Annotated in this window: 23 protein-coding genes; 17 read left to right on the top strand and 6 right to left on the bottom strand. The window is 31.1% G+C overall.

Annotation, left to right across the window (positions count from 1 at the left end):
- The first annotated feature begins 232 nt into the window (after window positions 1-232).
- Window positions 233-1,942 (top strand): PocR ligand-binding domain-containing protein, encoded by a 1,710-nt coding sequence (locus EV214_RS05980; protein ID WP_132243720.1) that lies wholly within the window; start codon window positions 233-235, stop codon window positions 1,940-1,942.
- Between the two features lie 40 nt (window positions 1,943-1,982).
- On the opposite strand, the gene EV214_RS05975 is transcribed toward EV214_RS05980, so the two are convergent.
- Entirely contained in the window at window positions 1,983-2,948 is a 966-nt protein-coding gene (locus tag EV214_RS05975) for a hypothetical protein (RefSeq protein WP_132243718.1), read from the bottom strand.
- A 281-nt stretch (window positions 2,949-3,229) separates the two neighbouring features.
- Between EV214_RS05975 and EV214_RS05970 the strand changes: the two genes are divergently transcribed.
- From EV214_RS05970 to EV214_RS05945, 6 genes are all read left to right on the top strand, one after another.
- A complete protein-coding gene (locus tag EV214_RS05970; RefSeq protein WP_132243716.1) occupies window positions 3,230-4,393 on the top strand; it encodes an MFS transporter in 1,164 nt (387 codons plus the stop codon).
- Between the two features lie 35 nt (window positions 4,394-4,428).
- Entirely contained in the window at window positions 4,429-5,814 is a 1,386-nt protein-coding gene (locus tag EV214_RS05965) for an MATE family efflux transporter (RefSeq protein WP_132243714.1), read from the top strand.
- Window positions 5,815-5,981: 167 nt separating this feature from the next.
- The gene (locus EV214_RS05960; RefSeq protein WP_132243712.1) at window positions 5,982-6,296 is read left to right on the top strand and encodes a hypothetical protein; all 315 of its coding nucleotides are present in this window, start codon (window positions 5,982-5,984) and stop codon (window positions 6,294-6,296) included.
- Window positions 6,297-6,367: 71 nt separating this feature from the next.
- On the top strand, window positions 6,368-7,519 hold the full coding sequence (locus EV214_RS05955; protein ID WP_132243710.1) for an aminotransferase class V-fold PLP-dependent enzyme: 1,152 nt from the start codon (window positions 6,368-6,370) through the stop codon (window positions 7,517-7,519).
- Between the two features lie 117 nt (window positions 7,520-7,636).
- The gene (locus EV214_RS05950) at window positions 7,637-8,161 is read left to right on the top strand and encodes a DUF4446 family protein (RefSeq protein WP_132243708.1); all 525 of its coding nucleotides are present in this window, start codon (window positions 7,637-7,639) and stop codon (window positions 8,159-8,161) included.
- Window positions 8,162-8,218: 57 nt separating this feature from the next.
- On the top strand, window positions 8,219-8,485 hold the full coding sequence (locus EV214_RS05945) for a YkuS family protein (RefSeq protein WP_132243706.1): 267 nt from the start codon (window positions 8,219-8,221) through the stop codon (window positions 8,483-8,485).
- Window positions 8,486-8,532: 47 nt separating this feature from the next.
- On the opposite strand, the gene yyaC is transcribed toward EV214_RS05945, so the two are convergent.
- Window positions 8,533-9,135, bottom strand: a complete 603-nt coding sequence (gene yyaC / locus EV214_RS05940; RefSeq protein WP_132243809.1) for a spore protease YyaC — start codon at window positions 9,133-9,135, stop codon at window positions 8,533-8,535.
- 220 nt (window positions 9,136-9,355) lie between these two features.
- Between yyaC and EV214_RS05935 the strand changes: the two genes are divergently transcribed.
- On the top strand, window positions 9,356-9,853 hold the full coding sequence (locus tag EV214_RS05935) for a TspO/MBR family protein (protein ID WP_132243704.1): 498 nt from the start codon (window positions 9,356-9,358) through the stop codon (window positions 9,851-9,853).
- Window positions 9,854-9,950: 97 nt separating this feature from the next.
- Here the strand turns inward: EV214_RS05935 and EV214_RS05930 are convergent, their stop codons facing one another.
- The 4 genes from EV214_RS05930 to EV214_RS05915 all read right to left on the bottom strand — a co-directional run bounded on the left by EV214_RS05930 (window position 9,951) and on the right by EV214_RS05915 (window position 12,911).
- Window positions 9,951-10,928 carry a hypothetical protein gene (locus EV214_RS05930; RefSeq protein ID WP_132243702.1) on the bottom strand — a complete coding sequence of 326 codons (978 nt, stop codon included), beginning with the start codon at window positions 10,926-10,928 and terminating at the stop codon, window positions 9,951-9,953.
- An 80-nt stretch (window positions 10,929-11,008) separates the two neighbouring features.
- Window positions 11,009-11,674 (bottom strand): ABC-2 transporter permease, encoded by a 666-nt coding sequence (locus EV214_RS05925; RefSeq protein WP_132243700.1) that lies wholly within the window; start codon window positions 11,672-11,674, stop codon window positions 11,009-11,011.
- The gene (locus EV214_RS05920; RefSeq protein WP_132243698.1) at window positions 11,674-12,534 is read right to left on the bottom strand and encodes an ABC transporter ATP-binding protein; all 861 of its coding nucleotides are present in this window, start codon (window positions 12,532-12,534) and stop codon (window positions 11,674-11,676) included. Before EV214_RS05920 ends, EV214_RS05925 begins: the two co-directional genes overlap by 1 nt.
- A 2-nt stretch (window positions 12,535-12,536) precedes the next feature.
- Complete coding sequence (locus EV214_RS05915) at window positions 12,537-12,911, bottom strand: GntR family transcriptional regulator (protein WP_132243696.1); 375 nt, start codon at window positions 12,909-12,911, stop codon at window positions 12,537-12,539.
- Window positions 12,912-13,356: 445 nt separating this feature from the next.
- On the opposite strand from EV214_RS05915, the gene EV214_RS05910 reads away from it, so the two are divergent.
- The 9 genes from EV214_RS05910 (at window position 13,357) to EV214_RS05875 (ending at window position 18,679) form a co-directional block, all read left to right on the top strand.
- On the top strand, window positions 13,357-13,884 hold the full coding sequence (locus EV214_RS05910; protein WP_132243694.1) for a hypothetical protein: 528 nt from the start codon (window positions 13,357-13,359) through the stop codon (window positions 13,882-13,884).
- Window positions 13,885-13,998: 114 nt separating this feature from the next.
- Entirely contained in the window at window positions 13,999-14,202 is a 204-nt protein-coding gene (locus EV214_RS05905) for a hypothetical protein (RefSeq protein WP_132243692.1), read from the top strand.
- Window positions 14,203-14,242: 40 nt separating this feature from the next.
- Entirely contained in the window at window positions 14,243-14,671 is a 429-nt protein-coding gene (locus tag EV214_RS05900) for a phage tail terminator family protein (protein WP_132243690.1), read from the top strand.
- The gene (locus tag EV214_RS05895) at window positions 14,671-15,726 is read left to right on the top strand and encodes a phage tail sheath C-terminal domain-containing protein (RefSeq protein WP_132243688.1); all 1,056 of its coding nucleotides are present in this window, start codon (window positions 14,671-14,673) and stop codon (window positions 15,724-15,726) included. Before EV214_RS05900 ends, EV214_RS05895 begins: the two co-directional genes overlap by 1 nt.
- Window positions 15,727-15,738: 12 nt before the next feature.
- On the top strand, window positions 15,739-16,185 hold the full coding sequence (locus EV214_RS05890; protein WP_132243686.1) for a phage tail tube protein: 447 nt from the start codon (window positions 15,739-15,741) through the stop codon (window positions 16,183-16,185).
- 10 nt (window positions 16,186-16,195) lie between these two features.
- Window positions 16,196-16,591 carry a phage tail assembly chaperone gene (locus tag EV214_RS05885; protein ID WP_207669633.1) on the top strand — a complete coding sequence of 132 codons (396 nt, stop codon included), beginning with the start codon at window positions 16,196-16,198 and terminating at the stop codon, window positions 16,589-16,591.
- Between the two features lie 23 nt (window positions 16,592-16,614).
- Window positions 16,615-16,761, top strand: a complete 147-nt coding sequence (locus tag EV214_RS18685) for a hypothetical protein (protein ID WP_165916262.1) — start codon at window positions 16,615-16,617, stop codon at window positions 16,759-16,761.
- Window positions 16,762-16,816: 55 nt separating this feature from the next.
- Window positions 16,817-18,238, top strand: coding sequence for a hypothetical protein (locus EV214_RS05880; protein WP_132243682.1), 1,422 nt, complete (start codon window positions 16,817-16,819; stop codon window positions 18,236-18,238).
- A gap of 12 nt (window positions 18,239-18,250) precedes the next feature.
- Entirely contained in the window at window positions 18,251-18,679 is a 429-nt protein-coding gene (locus tag EV214_RS05875) for a hypothetical protein (RefSeq protein WP_132243680.1), read from the top strand.

Genomic DNA, 18,679 nt, shown 5'->3' with positions numbered 1-18,679 from the left:
AATAGCGGTTCATTTTATGAACTGCTATTAATTTTTTCAATGATTAAAAAAGGATAAAGTTAGTACTGTTTTAGTAGATAGGATAAAAGGCTTGGAAATATTGTGAAAATAACATCTATTGATAGATATGGTATAATAAAATTGAGGATAATAAAAAAATTAATATTGTTAAAGAATTTAGTTTCAAATTATTTCTCAATCAAATTATGTATATCAAAGGGTGAAGTTATAAATGAATAAAAATATATTTTTTTCAGATAATAATGAAAACACACAAACATTTGATTGGGGTGAAGTTTTGTGGCTTCATGAGCCATCAAATGTTGAAAACCAGCGTTTAAGTGCTGCACTTGTTAAGATTTTTTCAAAGTCAAAGCATACAAGCCATTTTCACTTAGGGGAAGAACAATTGTTATATGTTCTAAAAGGGAAGGGTTTGCATAAGGTAAACGATCAAGAGAAAGATATATATGAAGGAATGATCGTTCATTGTCCTCCGTATTCTTCCCATGAGGTCATCAATACAGAAGATATGGAACTCATTCTTCTTATTGTGTATACCCCATCAAAATTAGAGGACATTCACCAAAACCTATCTATTATTAGTAAACATTATACATTAAAAAGTGTTGATTTAGAAATATTAGAAAATATTCAAGAAGAAATATCCAATCTCTTAAATCTATCGATTGTTATAACCGATGAAAAAAATAAAAAAATCACAGAGGGTACTTATTTAAATTGTTTTTGTACATTGTGCGCAAAGCATAAATCATGTGAGGAAGAAGACTATTCAAGTTTAAATCAATCCTTAAACAATAACCATAAGATATTTACGTGTTATTATAATGTGATTACGCTATCCATTCCCATTATGGTAAATGGAGAAATTATAGGATATGTAAAGTGTGGAAATCTACTAATTAATAAATTAAAAGATATAGAAGAAAAATTGTTAGCCCTATCTAAGGAAGAAAATATAGCCTATGAAGAAATATTAGAAGCCTACGAAAGCTTACCGATCGTTCTTAAAAGTAGATTGTATGCTTTGATTGAAGCCCTTACTATTGTAGCAAAATATATAACTGAAATTATTATAAATAGCATGATTGAAAAAGAGTTGCGCGAGAAAAATAACCAAATATTAGAAAAAACACAAGAAAAGTTATATTTAGAAGATGCTTTAAAGCAAGTAAACTTAAAGCTTTTAAAAACACAGGTAACGTCCAATCTAAAGTTACCAAGAAAAGCTGAAGGTGTATTTTCAACGATTGAAAAAATAGAATATCCTTTTTCGATGGAAATAGGGTTAGAAAAGTATATACAAGCTTTAGATGAAAACAATAGTATTCAAGTTGTTAAAAGAATAATATTTTATTATAAAGATAGAAATATTTCTTTAAGTAAAACAAAAAACATCCTCGATGAGATGGTTGCTGTTATAAGCAGGATGTTATATAGGGAAACTGATGATATTGAGATTATGTCTAAAATTAGAGAAAAATATAAAGGATCTATCTTCTATAGCCAGACCTATGAAGATTTAACACAATGTATGATTCTATTTGTTACGGAGATGACTGATTTGCTTAGACATGTTCTTTTAAATGGGACATACAATTTAATTGAAAAAGTGAATACGTATATCAATGAAAACTATTATAAAGATTTGACATTAAATTTAATTTCAAATATATTTTATGTAAGTCCTAACTATTTAAGTACCCTATTTAATGAACAAAATAAAATATCCTTAACGGATTATATTAATAAAATTAGGATAGAGAAAGCGAAAGAATACTTAAAAAATACGGAACTTAAGATCGCTGAAATAAGTAAAAAAGTTGGATATAACAATATGAGTTATTTTGGATATATGTTTAAAAAATATATAAAAGCTACACCCAAACAATATCGAGTAGAAAACAAAAACTTGCGGTAATTACGCAAGTTTTTGTACTTACTACATGATTCTATCTCTATTATTGTGCATTATAATCTGCAGATCCTTCTCCAAGATTCAGATTTTCAAGAGCCTTCTTATAAAGACGGTTTGACTCGTCTCTTACCAGATCACTTTCTGCGTAATCATTTTTTTCTATAAAAATAAGATATTCTTTTGTAATTTCAGCAGTTACTGTTCCTTCACCCTGAGAAATCAACTTTTTATAGCTATCTATAAATGTATTATCTAATTTGTGTGTTTCAAAATCATACATAGGATTGATATATGCACCAATATACATGGTATACAATTCCCCTACTTCTTTTCTCATTGCCCCTTCGGGATATTTTGATAAATATGCTTCAGCTTTTAGTGCTCTATTAGCTAATGCATCCCAAGATATCGCTACTGCTCCATCGCTAAAAGTAAGTTCAGTTGATTCTATAGCAGCAAGATCTATATAATCTTTCAGGTCATTAGATAAATAGGGTATATATCTTTTTAGGTATTGATAATTGATCGTTGGATAAAAGTCACCTTCTAATGAAACAAATTGATATCCGCCCTTAAGGATTTCTACAACAAGAGACTTTAAATTTTCATCCTCTATAGATTCCACTTTATCTTTATTAAATTTAGATCCAAAAATCTTATGCAATTGACTTTGTTTTTCATAATCGTTTTCAAATAAAGCATCTGTATATTCAGCCATGTATTGTTTTTGTACTTTTTCTAATTCTAGAATCATTTCGTTTGCATCTTCTTCTGATAGTTTTCCAATAGATTGATCCATTAATTCTAGAACTTCATAAGGTTTCCCCTTTGTAAGCAATTCATTATACTCAAGCATAATTTTTTCTGCTTGTTCATTTGTGATTTGTGGATCTTCTTTTACTACTGGCGTACTTTCTTGCGATTCCTTTTCGTTTTGTTCACTTTCTTGTGTTGTGCAACCAGAGAATATAATAGCTACAGTTAATATAACTACCAATAATTTTTTCATAAAAACACCCCTTTATTCACTTATTGATACAATTTTTTACATATTTACAATATATCACAGGTATGCTGTAAACATCAACCACATTTAGAGAAAATTTGGAAAATAAATTTCTTGAACTTTTCCCAGTTTTCCATGCTTATTTACCCAAATTTTAGGGATTTTATTTGCAGTCACACTTTAAATTTTTCTTAAAAATTTATAAAAAGAAAGAGGTGCTTTATTCAATATTCATGTTAAAATATAGTAGAAAGTAGAATTGATAACATAAATTAGGAGAAAAAATGAAAAATAATAAAAGATTAATGCGGTTTTGTACATTAGAGTTCTTTTTTTGGGCTACATTTGCTACGTATTATCCTTATCTGATCATTTTCCTTGACAGTAAAGGACTTGATAATATTCAAATCGGAACCATTTTAGGAATAAATTCATTTATTGCTATTTTTGCACAACCCTTTTGGGGGATGGTGAGTGATCGAATGCAATCTATAAAAAAGGTTTTCATCATCCTTTTATCGATTGCAGTTATTTTGATTGGTTCCCTTCCTTTCTATGAAGGCGTTATTTTATTGGGAATTATATTTGTTGTCATTACATTTTTTGAAACGGCATTAGCCCCACTACTAGATGGTTGGATTATCATGAGTATTCAAAGTGAATCAGAAATATCTTATGGAACGATTCGGTTATGGGGATCTTTAGGATTTGCTTTGATGGTATATATTTTTGGGCAATTGATAGAAATAAAGGGTGTCTGGATACTATATGTTGGTTATGCTTTTTTGGGGATCATTACTATTTTTTTATGTTCCAGAGTAAATGTAGATGATCCAATTGCATCTAAAGTTACAAAAAATCTTAAAATAAGCCGGTTATTCAAGAATTATGATTATAGTGCTTTTTTAGTATTTGCAATGGTTCTTTTTATTCCGCATAGAGCAGCATTTATTTTTTTACCTAGAGTAATGGATGCAGTTGGAGGAAATAAAGTGCATTTAGGGATTGCATTATCTACTATGGCACTTAGTGAAGTCCCTATATTTCTTTTTTCAAAGAAATTTATTTATAGGGTAAAACCCATTTATATTCTTTTGTTTTCAACTATATTTTTTATTTTACGCCAAATCCTTTTTTATATTGCTTCTTCACCTATTCATATCATATTGATTCAAATGCTGCAGGGATTTTCCTTTGCACTTTTCCTAACAGGAGCAGTTTATTATATGGATTCCTTAGCGCCACAGGAGCTTAAAGCTACAGCACAAACTGTTGGGTCAGCTGTATTTATAGGAATGAGCGGTATTTCTGGAAGCTATGGAGGGGGATGGATTATTGAAAATTATGGAATAGCTAATCTTTATTATACAGGTATATATATTAGTGTAGGGATAACCATTTTATATAGCCTGTCCATGTATTTTAGGAAAAATAAAAGTACCTGGTAGTAGTTTTTTGATTAACTTGAAAGAAGGAAGAAAAAATGATTAAAAGCAACAATTTATCAGAAGGAAATATTTTAAAAGCATTAATAAAATTAGCGTTGCCCATTATGGGAACCTCTTTTGTTCAAATGGCTTATAATATGACAGATATGATTTGGATTGGAAGAGTAGGAAGTAAATCTGTTGCGGCTGTTGGAACAGCAGGGTTTTTTACTTGGCTTGCAGTGGCTTTTATCATTATACCCAAAGTAGGAGCTGAAATTGGGGTAGCTCAGTCAGTAGGGAAAAATGATTTAGAAGGTGCAAAATCCTATGCACGGCATACGATTCAAATAGATATTGTTTTAGCAATATTATATGGAAGTTGTCTTTTGATTTTTCGAAAAGAATTGATTGGTTTTTTCAATCTAGGAGATATACAAGTTATACATATGGCTATTGACTATTTGGTGATTGTGACTTTTGGCATTGTTTTTTACTTTATTAATCCAGTGTTTACAGGAATTTATAATGGATATGGAGATAGTAAGACACCATTTATAATGAATGGGATAGGATTAGTTGTAAATATGATTCTTGATCCTGTGCTTATTTTTGGAATGGGACCATTTCCTGCTTTAGGGGTAAAAGGTGCTGCTATTGCAACAATTATTGCGCAATTTATTGTGACAATAGTTTTTATCTATAGTATAAGAAAAAAATTCTTGTTGTTTTCGGGTTTTAAATTATTCGATTTACCGAATAGAAATTACATAAAAAAAATTATAAATCTTGGATTTCCTGTAGCATTGCAAAGTGGGCTGTTCACAATATTTTCAATGTTTATAGCGAGGATTATTGCGCAGTGGGGGCCAATTCCCATAGCTGTTCAAAAGGTAGGATCTCAAATAGAAGCGATTTCTTGGATGAGCGCAGGGGGATTTTCAACTGCTATTGGCACATTTGTAGGTCAAAATTATGGTGCAAAAAAAGGAGACCGTGTTTATAGAGGTTATTTCATAGGCATAGGGATTGTAAGTGTGATTGGTATTATTGCATCGGGTCTTTTAATATTTGGGGCAAGGCCTGTGTTTTCTATTTTTATTCCAGAGGAAAAAGCTATTTTGTATGGTATAGATTATTTGAAAATTTTAGGTTTATCCCAGCTTTTTATGTGTATAGAACTTGCTACAGCAGGTGCGTTTAATGGACTTGGAAGAACTATTCCACCATCTATTGTGGGGATATTATTTACTGGACTTCGTGTGCCAGCAGCCATGATTTTATCATCGAGTAGGTTACTTGGCTTAAATGGTGTATGGTGGAGTATTAGCATCAGCAGCATAGTAAAAGGTGTTACATTAGGAATATGGTTTATTATTTTACTGCATAAACACCCTGAAATAAGTCGAAAGAAAAACATAGGTATTGATTTTATGAAATAAACAATAATATGCTTGAAAATTAGTGGATTGTTTAAAGTTTTTGGATATTTCCTAGGAAATTTTCAAAATCATTCTATACTACTTTAATAATCATAGAAAAAATTTATGATAGGATGGAAGAACATTTGATATAATATACGTAAATCAGAATTATGAGGAGGAAAATGATGAATCAAGATGTATATATGAAGTCATTCCTAGATATTCCAGAAGAAATATATATGGAGAAATTTACACCTATGGAAGAACGACTAAAGAATACAAATATAGAAGAAGCTTTTCAAAAATTAAAACAAACAGTAGAAATAAAAGATTTTGAAAAATATTTTAATAGTTTGATTAAAATAAAAAAGCATGAAAAAGATATGATTATTATTACCCATGGGGAAAACCATAGAGCGATTATTATTCGAGAGTATTTTGATTTAATCAAAAAAATATTTGAGGTATCTAATATTATTATTGTAGCCCAAGCAATATAATTGCGTTTCATGTGAAGTTTTTTATGCATACAATGATAAAAAAGATGAATAAAATACGAGGGGGATTTAGGGTGATTTATTTAGATAATGCTGCAACCACTTATCCTAAGCCAGAAAATGTATATGTAGCCATGGATAAATGCATGCGAGAATATGGTGCAAATCCTGGAAGATCCGGCCATAAATTAGCATTAGAGGCAGGGAGAGCCATTCATAATACAAGAGAATTAATTTGCAAACTATTTAATATTGACAATCCTATGCAACTTATTTTTACTTGTAATGCTACAGATTCTTTGAATTTGGCATTGAAAGGAATACTAAAGCCGGGGGACCATGTGATTACAACAAGTATGGAACATAACTCAATGATTCGTCCGATCGTTACCCTTGAAGCTTTAGGGGTAGAATATACAATGGTTCAATGTGATGTATCAGGTATGCTTGATCCAACACGGATTGAAAAAGAGATAAAAGCGAATACAAAACTTATTGCAACTACCCATGCATCAAATGTAACAGGAACCCTGATGCCAATAGAAAAAATAGGAGAAATTGCAAAAATAAATGATATTTTATTCTTAGTAGATGCTGCACAAACAGCGGGCGTTTATAAGATCGATGTGGAGAAGATGAATATAGATTTACTTGCTGCTCCAGGACATAAAGGATTACTAGGACCTCAAGGTACGGGGATACTCTATATAAGAGAAGGTGTAGTTTTACAGCAAATGAAAGAAGGTGGGACAGGAAGCAAATCAGAACTCTTGACCCAACCAGAAATCATACCTGATAGATATGAAAGTGGAACACCGAATACCCCAGGGATCGTGGGTCTAGGCGCGGGCATTGAATTTATTTTAAAAGAAGGACTAGACAAGATTCAAAAACATGAAGAAGCATTGACTGGATATATGATTTCAGAATTACAGAAAATTGAAAAAATACGTATATACGGTCCAAAAGATGAAAAAAAACAAGCAGCTGTCATCGCAATAAATATTGGTGATGAAGATTCATCAGAAGTAAGCTATGTACTCGATAAAGTTTTTAATATAGCTGTTCGCGCAGGACTCCATTGTGCACCTATTGCTCACAAAACAATTGGAACCTTTGAGCAGGGCGTCGTACGATTTAGTTTAGGATATTTTACAACAAAGGATGATATAGAAAAAGCAGTAGATGCGTTAAAAAAAATTTGTGATGAATTAGAGCAAGCATAAATTCCTTGATGGGAAAGGATGGTATGTGTGAAAATAAATCGCACATACTATTTATTTTTTGGGGTTTCCATGAGATAATATAGAGGATAGAAAAGTATTTAGAAGGGGTGGGAAATTATGGATTATATATTTAGTTTTATAAAACAGAATTTTGAAATAATTGTGTTGTATAGCGTTATTATAAGCATATTATCATTAGTGATTTTATGTATACAAGGAGCGAAGCTTTCAAAGTTAAAGAAAAAATATGAACGATTATCTAATAATATTGAAGGGAAAAATATTGAAGAAATTATCCATGAGTACTATCAAAAGATAGATCATCTAGATATTCGAATGAACAAAATGGATGCACTCATAGAAAACGTTGAAAGAAAGTTACTTTATAGTATTCAAAAGGTAGGGTTTGTACAATACAATGCATTTGATGATGTAGGAGGAAGCTTAAGCTTTACGATTGCATTATTAAATGAGCAAAACACAGGATTTATTTTAACAAATATATATAGTAGAAATAATAGTATCGTTTATGGAAAAACGATAAAAGATGGAAAATCGACCCATACGCTTTCAGCTGAGGAACTTCAAGCATTAGATCGAGCAAAAAATAAATCTTTAGATGAATACGTAAAAATAGCATGATAGAAAAGTATAAAAATAAAACCTTCTAGTAATAATACAACTAGGAGGTGTATTTATATGCCGAAGGTCGTGGCTGTACAAAATAATCTTAAAAGTATAGAGAATGAATTAGTGTCAAGAGGATATAAAGTGGTATATGAAAACTATGAAGGAACTGTAGATGCCATTCTTTATGATAGTGATCAAAGTTCCTTAAGTTATCTGGGTAATTTTGATAATGTAATCGATATGGATAAAGGGGCTATTGTAATCAATATAAAAAATAAGCATATGGATGAAATTATTTATGCGATAGAAAAGAGAGCGTATGAATCCCTATTCTAAAAAAGGTGATACTTTCCTAAGTAAGTAAAAAAAGAGCAGACTATGATTTAGTTAATCATAGTCTGCTCTTTTTCTATCCTTTTTAAATATTTCCATAGACTATATTGAATACCATCTGCAATCGTATCTGCCATTTTCATGACAAGATGTAACCTTGTGTTTTGTAATACAATGTATTCCATAAAACCTCCAAGATTTACAATTCCTGTAATATGCATATTTCCTATAGAAGGGAGCGTTTTATTTACACCAGCTCCTGGTTTTAATGGACCACTCCCTATACGAATACGGCCAACGCTTTCTAATTTGCCTAGGCAAGCATCAATGGCAATGACGAAGGGGCTTTTATATGTTTTGTAAATAAAATCAATGGAAGTATCAAGGTTCTTAGCGTGGACAGGTTGATCTAATGTGCCATGAACAAAAACATTATCATGTCTTTTTAAAGATTTTTCTAGTTTATGTCCAATCAAAGGACCTAAAGCATCTCCGGTAGACCGATCCGTACCAATACATATAATGACCAAATCCTTATACTGACTTGTAAAATAAGTGTCTATATATGCTGTAAACATTTTATCAAAATCATAAACAGCAGTAGCAGAGTCAACATGAATGGGTTCATTTGACAAAGAAACGGTAGTATTCATAAACAAGTTCCACTCTCCTCTATTCTAGTATAGTAAAAGTGTTTCCAAAACTTGTCTACAAAATGTATCAATTTTTAAAATCAGATCCAAAAATTTCTTGCTCGATAATTTTTTAAAGTTTCATTTGTATCGGGAGAGTTTTTGAAAGCATAATATTTTAAGAATTTATTACATATCTTATAATAATAGAAGACCTTTGCAATGAATGGAGGGAAGGATCATGCCAAATATTATAAAAATGAGAGGAAAGAAAAATATTTTTACATTGATTGTGTGCATTTTTATACCTGAACTAGTGGGACTATTAAGTGGTTTTCTAACGAAAGATGCTTATGGAAAGTATCAAAATCTGATTCAACCTAAATTTGCGCCACCACCGTGGGTATTTGGGGTTGTTTGGCCAATTTTATTTTTTCTTATGGGCATTGCTAGCTATAGAATCTGGATGTTAAAATCAGAAAAAGCCAGGGGGAAAAATGCGTTATTTTATTATGGGCTACAATTATTTTTCAATTTTTTCTGGTCTATCCTTTTCTTTGGATTGGCATTAAGGGGATTGGCATTGATTGAATTGCTCATATTGTTAATACTGATCATTATAACTTGTATCAAGTTTTATCGATTAGACAAGGTTGCAGGGTATTTATTCATACCTTATATTGTATGGGTAGCATTTGCAGGGATTTTAAATTTATCTATTTTGTGGTTGAACAAATAGGGAAGGTGCTTATATCAAATTACTTATATTATTTTTTATAAAAAAACAACCTCTAAATAAAAAGTAAAAGAGGTTGTTTTTCATATGCTTTAAGGAACTATTTTAATGGACTGAGATCTTGGATATCTTCAGGGTTGATTACAGGGAAAGTAACTTCCTTGTTGAAATCATAATATTTATATTTTCCATTTGAAACGGTATTTGTATGCATTTTTTCCATATCCATATCTATTGTTTGCGCAATATCCATAAATTCATACATTTTTGTTTCTTGGTTTATATAGTATTTGTATGTAATCTCCATCTTCATTTTAGAAAATGTTTCTTGTATTTGTTGTTTTAATTCTTCTTGACTAATTTTCGGTGCTGTTTTGGCATCCGTTTTTTCTGTTTGTGTTTCTGTTTTTTGTATCTGATCTAACATCTTATCAGCAACTTTACTGCACAATTCTTTTAAAGCAGCACTATTCATCGTAACATCCATCACATAATAGGATTTACCATCAACGACTGCATCCGCATCATAAGAAGCATACATGCCAAATAGATCCATCTGCTCTTTTGTTAGAGCTATATTAGATGAATTACTGCCTAACATGCTTTGAAATTCTTGCATAATCGGATCAATATCTATTTTGATCCATTTTTCACCTTTGGCTGTTCGCATATACATAGATCCATTTTCCATGAATACTTCAGAAGTCTGATTTTGTCCTTCTGGCATATTTTTTAATGAAGCGATTGTTTTCACATATACCTTTTGAGGCTTTTGAAAGATTCCTTCTTGGGTCATTATCATTTCTGTATTTTTGTCTATTTTCTTTTCTTCTTCAATTATATTTCCTTCAGCGTCTGTTTTGGGAGTGGCCATAGAGCCTGTAATTTTTGTATTTATATTCATGGTACCGCTGAACTTAAAGGTATGATATGTGGTATCCATGGTTTCACTTGCTTTTATAAGCATTTCTGATGCAGTCAAACCGTCTTTTGTTATTTCCCCCTGTGCCATAGATGTGATGGTCATAGATACCATGAGTACTAGCACCATCAGCAAAGTGATTTTTTTGTTTTTCATTTCTATCCCTCCATTTTATAATTTATTACAAATAACCCAATAGGCTATTTATAAGCTGAAAATATGAAAAATGAATATTATTAAAAATCCTTATGCTCATAAATCTTAAGAGAAATGAGTAAAGAAATTGCCATGATGATCATAACAATGATAAACATAAATAAACCAAAGACCTTGGAAGACATATGGGTAATTACTTTTATTAACTGTTGCATAAAAGGAGAACTATCATTTTTAAGTAAAAGCTTTAGCAGTGTACTAGGCGCAAAGAAAACTAGCATAAAGAAACAAATATTTAATAATCGTATGTGATTGGCACCAAATTTAAAATAAAAAGGATAATACAAAGCCATTAAGATTCCCATGCTCGTAAATACAGCAATCATATCTATAAAATTGATAAATCTTAAATCTGAAAAATATCCACTTAAGTGAAGGATTGCGCCCATACCTCCAGAAATGACAATACCGATTATACAAAATACAAATATAGATAAATATTTAGCGATTACAATATGACGTTTCTTAATGGGTAAACTTAAAAGAAGGACATCACTATTGTTTTTTTCATCATAAGCAAGTGCTGTTAATGCGAATATATAACTGATTGCTACAGCTATCATGATATATATAGACTCTGAAAACTCTGGTTTACCAAAAACATAAATAGCAAAGATCGGATAAAAAAGTGCAAGTAGAAAACTTCTTTTTTGAATACGTAACTCCTTCACGATTAAATGAAACATTATACATTCCCCCTTACGGTATAAAGTATAATATCTTCTAAAGAAGGTTTTTCAATGATTACCCTATTTTTAAAAATTTGACGCGCTTTTTCTATATCTTTTGTTAAAGCTTCAAAACCAAAGCGATTTTCTTTGACCCCTACAAATTCTTTCATTATATCCTTATCTAAAATCTCATTAGAACCTTTAATAATGGCATAGCTTTCAAGTAATGCATCCTTTTGCTCACTAAAAATAATTTCGCCATTATTAATAAAAGTAATATAATCTGCTATTTTATCTAAATCGGTTGTAATATGCGTAGAAAACAAGATGCCTTTATTTTCGTCCTGCATAAGATCGTATAATATTCCTAAAAGTTCATTTCGAAAAACAGGGTCTAATCCTGAAGTGGGTTCATCCATAATAATAAATTCTGCATTGTGAGAAAGGGCTAGCACCAATGCAAACTTCATTCTCATCCCCTTTGAAAGTGCTTTAATTTTCTTGTTTAAAGGTAAATTAAATTTATTTATATAATGATAAAATTGTTTGTCATCCCAACTTGAATAGAAAGGGGCAACAATTTTTTTCATCTCTAATAAAGAAAGTTCATCATAAAAATAATTTTCACCATAAACAAAACCCACTCTATTTTTTATGCATTGTTCATCCTTTATATTATCTAATCCAAAAACTTTTATGATGCCTGTATCCCTTTTTATAAGATTCATAATAAGTTTAATGGTCGTTGTTTTTCCTGCACCATTTGGACCAATAAATCCCATAATATAGCCTTTCTCTAAGTGAAAACCAATATTTTTTAATTCAAAGCCTTTAAAAGTTTTAGTGACATTTTTTATTTCTAATATGTTTTCCATCATTAAACCTCCTCATATAAAAGCGTAAGCATTTCTTTTAATTCATCTATAGATATGTTTAAAACTTTACTTTCCATCACTACGACTGTAAGTTTTTCTTCAATAATTTTTAGACGTTGTTCTTTTAAAAGCGCCTTGTTTTGAGGGGTTACGAAGGAACCTTTTCCATGCACAGTTTCAATAAAACCTTCCTTTTCAAGTTCTTCATAAGCGCGTTTTGAAGTAATGACACTAATTTGTAATTCTTTTGCTAAACTGCGTATAGAAGGGAGCATCTCCCCTGCTTGAAGTATACCTTTTAAAATAAGATTTTTTATTTGTTTTGCAATTTGTTCATAGATTGGATCTTGTGATGTGTTGGAAACAATGATATTCATAGCATCCCTCTTTTAATTTAAAATTGTATATACTGTATATAATCGATATACACAGTATAATCGAATTTGGTTTTATTTGTCAATGTTTTTTTGAGAAAGCTATAAGAAGATTTAACAATAAAAGATATCATTAAGAAATTTTAGGATTTGATAAAACGAAGGGATTATTTTTAAAACAAAAAGTATAGAGCAGAAGAAAGGATATTTTTTTAAAACAAAAGATCGAACATGCGTTCGATTTGTGGTATAATTTTGTATAATCGTTAGTATAAACCATAAAATCTCCGGTAAAGTGCCGGAAGCGTGCCAATTTATTATAAATATATATATTATACTCTAAAATAAGAAAATGTATTCCATGAAATTGAATTAATTACAAATAATACTACTAAGTATATTTTAAATTGCTCATATATTTTCAAATCCTTAAGGAGGGTGAGGCTTTATGCATACGGAGAAAATAGAAAACATAAATAGCGATAATGAAAAAAAGGTGAACATGAAAAAAATTGAAATCATATTAAAAAATTTAAAACAATATGAAGCGAAGATAAAAGAAATTGAATTACAAATTGGAGATTTAAAAGACATGCAGTATTTAAGTCTAAAAGGAATAGATTATGAAAACTTTATAAAAACCAACAATCTATTTTCCAAAACAGAAGCACAAGTACTAAAAGATTTTGAAATACAAGATAAAATTGATTTGTTTGAATTTGAGAAAAGGCATATCGAACGGTTTCTAAAAAGAATTCATAATGCAATAGAGAGTTTAACAGATTTAGAAAAACAAATCATTCAAATGAAATATATGCAAAAAAAGATTTGGCGTTATATTACCTTTGAAATCAATATAGAGGAACGCCAATGTAGAGAAATAAAAAATAAAGCCATACACAAGATGTACAAGATGCTAAATAGAAATTGTTTACAGATTGAAGAAATTAATATGCCGCAAGAGTGCCGAAATTAAACCGATATTGAAGAAATTTCTATACTATACTTTATGATAAGAAAGCCTTCCAAAAACCGATCCATTCGTGGCGTCGCACGTTAAAAACGTAAAGATAGACAGGGAGATGATCATATGAATGAATTTATTCCAAGAAGCCGACTCAATCAAGTGATTCAACAAAGAAATACCTATAAAGAACAATTAGAACAAATACAAAAAGAGCTAAAAATTGCTCAAGAGAAATTGATGCTTGAAGAGGATAGCCTAACCTATTTGATGAAGATCCATCATTTACTAGGCTGTATGATTCAAAAAAAGATGATTAAGAATTTGTAAGCAAAGCTTATAAAAGTAGGATGTCAAAGGGGAGATGAAAATGACACTACTAGAAATAAAAAAATCTGTTTTAGGAAAGTTAAAGGAACATTTTCCTACATATCAAGCCTATGAAGATATTCAGGCACAAGGCTTTGATAGACCTGCATTTTTCATTCAAGTTTTACCCATATCAACAACGATGGAAGACAAATACCATCAAAGCAAACTTATAAAAATAGACATCCGCTATTTTTCAAAGAGCGAAACAATGGAAGAAAATCTAAAGATAGTAGAAAAACTACAACAAATCTTTCATACCGTTTTACTTGTACAGGATAGAAAATTTACAATCCAAGAAAGCAAAGTGAACATGATAGACAAAGTGTTAGATTTTTCTTTCCAAGTATATTTTATGGATATGATACAAGCGTATGACTATCAAGTGTATGAAGAGATGCAAAACCTAAACATGAAGGAGGAGATATAATGGGATTACCCAAAATTTCAATAGAGTTTCAAACAAAAGGGGTTACAGCAATCAAGAGAAGTGCTAGAGGCATTGTAGCATTGATATTAAAAGATGCTACAAAGAATTTTGAAACAAAGGTATACAAATCAATTGATGAATTACAGTCAGAGGATTGGACGCCTGAGAACAAGGGATATATTGAAAAAACATTCATGGGAACACCTAGTAAAATTATTGTTGAAAGAATTGGACAGGAGGAAGCTTATTCTGTTGCCCTTAAGCGATTAAAGAACCAAAAATGGAACTATTTAGCTGTTCCAAACATCGCACAAAAAGATGTACAAACAGTTGTTGATTGGATCAAAGGGGAAAGAAATAACAATAAGAAGACATTCAAAGCGATACTTCCAAATATTGTGGCAGATCATGAAGGGATCATTAATTTTGCTACAGAGGGGCTAAAGGTAGGAGAAGATACGTACAGTGCGAGTCAATATACTTGTAGAATCGCAGGAATCCTAGCAGGGCTTCCATTTACAAGAAGCGCCACTTACTATGCACTCAATGAAGTAGAAAGTATTATAGAATCAGAAAATCCAGATAAGGATATTGAAGATGGAAAACTGATACTAATCAATGATGGTGAAAAGATAAAAATCGGTAGAGGGGTAAACTCATTTACATCAACTACTGCAAAAAAGGGTGAAGAATTTAAAAAGATTAAGATTGTAGACGCGGTAGATTTGATGTTTGATGATATCAAAGATACATTTGCCAGTGCTTATGTTGGAAAAATCATCAATTCCTATGACAACAAAGTATTGTTCTTAGCAGCAATTAATGCATATTTTGAACAATTAGAAAGAGTGGATGTATTAGATCCTTCTTATGACAATAAGGCAGGAATCGATATAGACGGACAAAGACTATATCTTATGACAAAAGGTGTAGATGTAGAATCATTAAAAGAGCAAGAAATAAAAGAATACAATACAGGCAGCGAAGTGTTTATCCAAGCAAAAGTGAAGTTCTTAGATGCAATGGAAGACTTGACAATGCAAATATTTATGTAGGAGGGAAAAAATATGGCAAACAAAATACCTGGAAATAGAGTGATCAATGGAACATGGGGAGAAATCTGGTTAGATGGAGATAAGGTTAGCGAGCTTACAGGACTAGAAGCAAAAATCACGCTGAAAAAAGAAGATGTAAACATGTGCGGTGTTCTTGCAAAAGATACAAAAGTAACAGGATGGGAAGGAAAAGGAACGCTTAAGATGCACAAAGTAAACTCAAGAATGGCAATCAAATTAGGAGAAATGATCAAAAAAGGACAGGATTTAAGATTTACCATACTTTCAAAATTAGCTGATCCTGATACAATAGGCGGTCAATCAGAGAGAGTGGTATTAAAGGATGTCAGCTTTGATGATTTAACACTTACAAACTTTGAAGCAAAAGGATTAGGAAAGGTAGAATGTCCATTTACATTTACAGGATATGATTTTACGGATCTAATTCAACCAGAATAAGGAGGAGATTATGAATACATTAGACTTATTGCTACAACTCGATGAAAGCAAACTGAAAAAACCAAGTAAAGAAGTAGAAATCAAAAGATTATCAGCGCTTACGGACGAAAAAGTGATTTTTAAAGTAGAAGCCCTCACCCCTGATAAAATGGAAGAAATCCAAGAAATGGCCATGGATGAAAATATGGAAAATATCAATGCAGCGGAACTTCAGATCATGACAGTCGTGGAAGGTGTGAAAAGTCCAAGCTTTAAAACAAAGGAATTAATGGAAAAATTCCATACCTATACACCAAAGGACTTAATCAGAAAGCTTCTTCTTCCTGGTGAAATATTAACCCTATATAATATCATCGGAGAACTAAGTGGATTTGATGGTGGCGCGGTAGAAGAAATAAAAAACTAATCAACACAGATGGCTTCACAGAGATGCTTTACTACTACTGGAAAACAAAAGGCATCCGCCCATCTGTGATCTACAACATGCCAAGGGGAGAACTCATTCTCCTCATGGCGTTTTATGAAAAGGAAATAGAAGAGATAGAGAAAATGATGAAAGAACAATATGAAACATAAAAAGTACCTTTAGGGGTGCTTTTTATGTTTGGATTTTTAAGAAGGTGGTGAGTGAATGAAGAATGGAAATAAAGAAAATAAAAATACTATGCAAGAAGAAATAATGAAAGCTGTAGAGAATAATAAAAAGCAAAATGCTAAACTAGTACCTTATGATCCGAAAAAAATTAAAAGTAAAAATGATAATAATGATAATAATATATGGGGCAGATTAAAGAATATATCTGCGTATGCAGCTTATGGAGCAAGAACCTTTTTAAAAGGTGTTGTTAGTTATAAAACTTTTGATAAAACTCAAGAAATCAACTGGATAAAAGATGTTATTATTGAAGACGCTAAGGATTTAATAGGAGAATTAACTAAAAAAAATACAATGTTATCAGTTAAAAATTCAAAACGAAATAAAGCACCTGAAAAATCAATAAATAATAAAATCAAGAGCAATAATCAAAGAAACATACGAGAACAAAACAAAATAAATGTATCAAAAAATAGAATGAGTAAGCTAGATGCAGATAAACAAAAAATAGCGAATGAAATATCAGATTCAGAAGGAGGTTTATGGAGCCAATTTAGTAGAGTAGGTTCTAAACTATCAGATCCAAAAGAATGGAAAATGGCTTTTAATAGTAAAATAGATTCATTACTAGGGAAATCTCTTTTAAAAGAAGCTTCAGGTATGGAAAAAATAGATTCATTGAAAGATGTAGGAATTGCAGCAGGGAAGATTGGTAATAAAGTAAAAATGGGAGCATCGACAATGAAGCAAACACTTACATCAGGAAAAGTATTTTCTATGACAAAGAATGCATTAAAGCATCCTATAGAAGCTACAAAAGCTTTAGGCAAGTTAACATTAAAGCCTTTAAAACTACTTACTCAATTTTTAGGACCAATAAATACGCTTGCGAATGCAGATACGGTTATCAGAGATACAAGCAACTTTAAAAAGCTTTTAGCTGGTGCAGATATTGTGGGAGACTTTACACCGTTATCTCCTATTACGTCTTTAGCAAATACAGTATTACCTGCAATTTATGATGGATTAGACTCAAAAAAACAACAAAAGTTAGATAAATTTGCAGGTTATATAACCGATCCTGTAGGAAAAATGGGGGAAATGGCTGGAAAGATTTTTAGCGCAACACCAAATAACAATAACCGCAAATTACCAAATTCAAGAAAAACAAAGAGTACATATACAAGAACAAGAGATCCAAGGTTAAGAAATACGACGGTTACAAATTTATATAGCAGAAATAGTGTAAATATGCCAAAAGCTAAAAATTCAATAACTCCATCTCAATCTAAAGTCGATAGTACAAAAATAATCGGCCCTAGAATAGACAATTCTATAAAAAACCAAAACAAATATAACATCAATATCAATGGTATAAACAAATCAACCACAGAAATCATCAACGACCTAATTCCAAGACTTCAAGAATCCATGTCTAACCAACCCGCATACGCATAAAGGAGGTGTCCTATGGATATATTTATTTCAATCAACAACCGGGAACAGGTGATCAAACTCCCTGTTTTACCGAAAGAATTTAAGATACAGTCAGGCATGAAAAATGAAACCTTTGATACGATTGGTCAAGGAGAAATAAAGCTTATTGGGATGGAAAGTTTAAAAAGCATAGTGATCCAATCATTTTTTCCAAACAATGATTATCCTTTTTTAAGAGATCGAAGCTATAGAGGATGGCAATATGTAGAGATGATTGAGGCTTGGAAAGATCGAAGAGTGCCTATTCGATTGATTATTACTGATTCTCCAGAGGAATTGGTGAACATGGCTTGCACCATAGAAAGCTTTGAATACGGTAAACAAGATGGTACAGGAGATATTTACTATACGCTTACCCTTAGTGAATTCAAATTTATAAAATTAGCGCAAAAGGAGGTGTAG

Source organism: Marinisporobacter balticus, from assembly GCF_004345705.1.
Classification (GTDB): Bacteria; Bacillota; Clostridia; order Peptostreptococcales; family Thermotaleaceae; genus Marinisporobacter; species Marinisporobacter balticus.
Note: the sequence above shows the minus strand (reverse complement) of the source record. Positions and strands in the feature narration are given on the sequence as shown.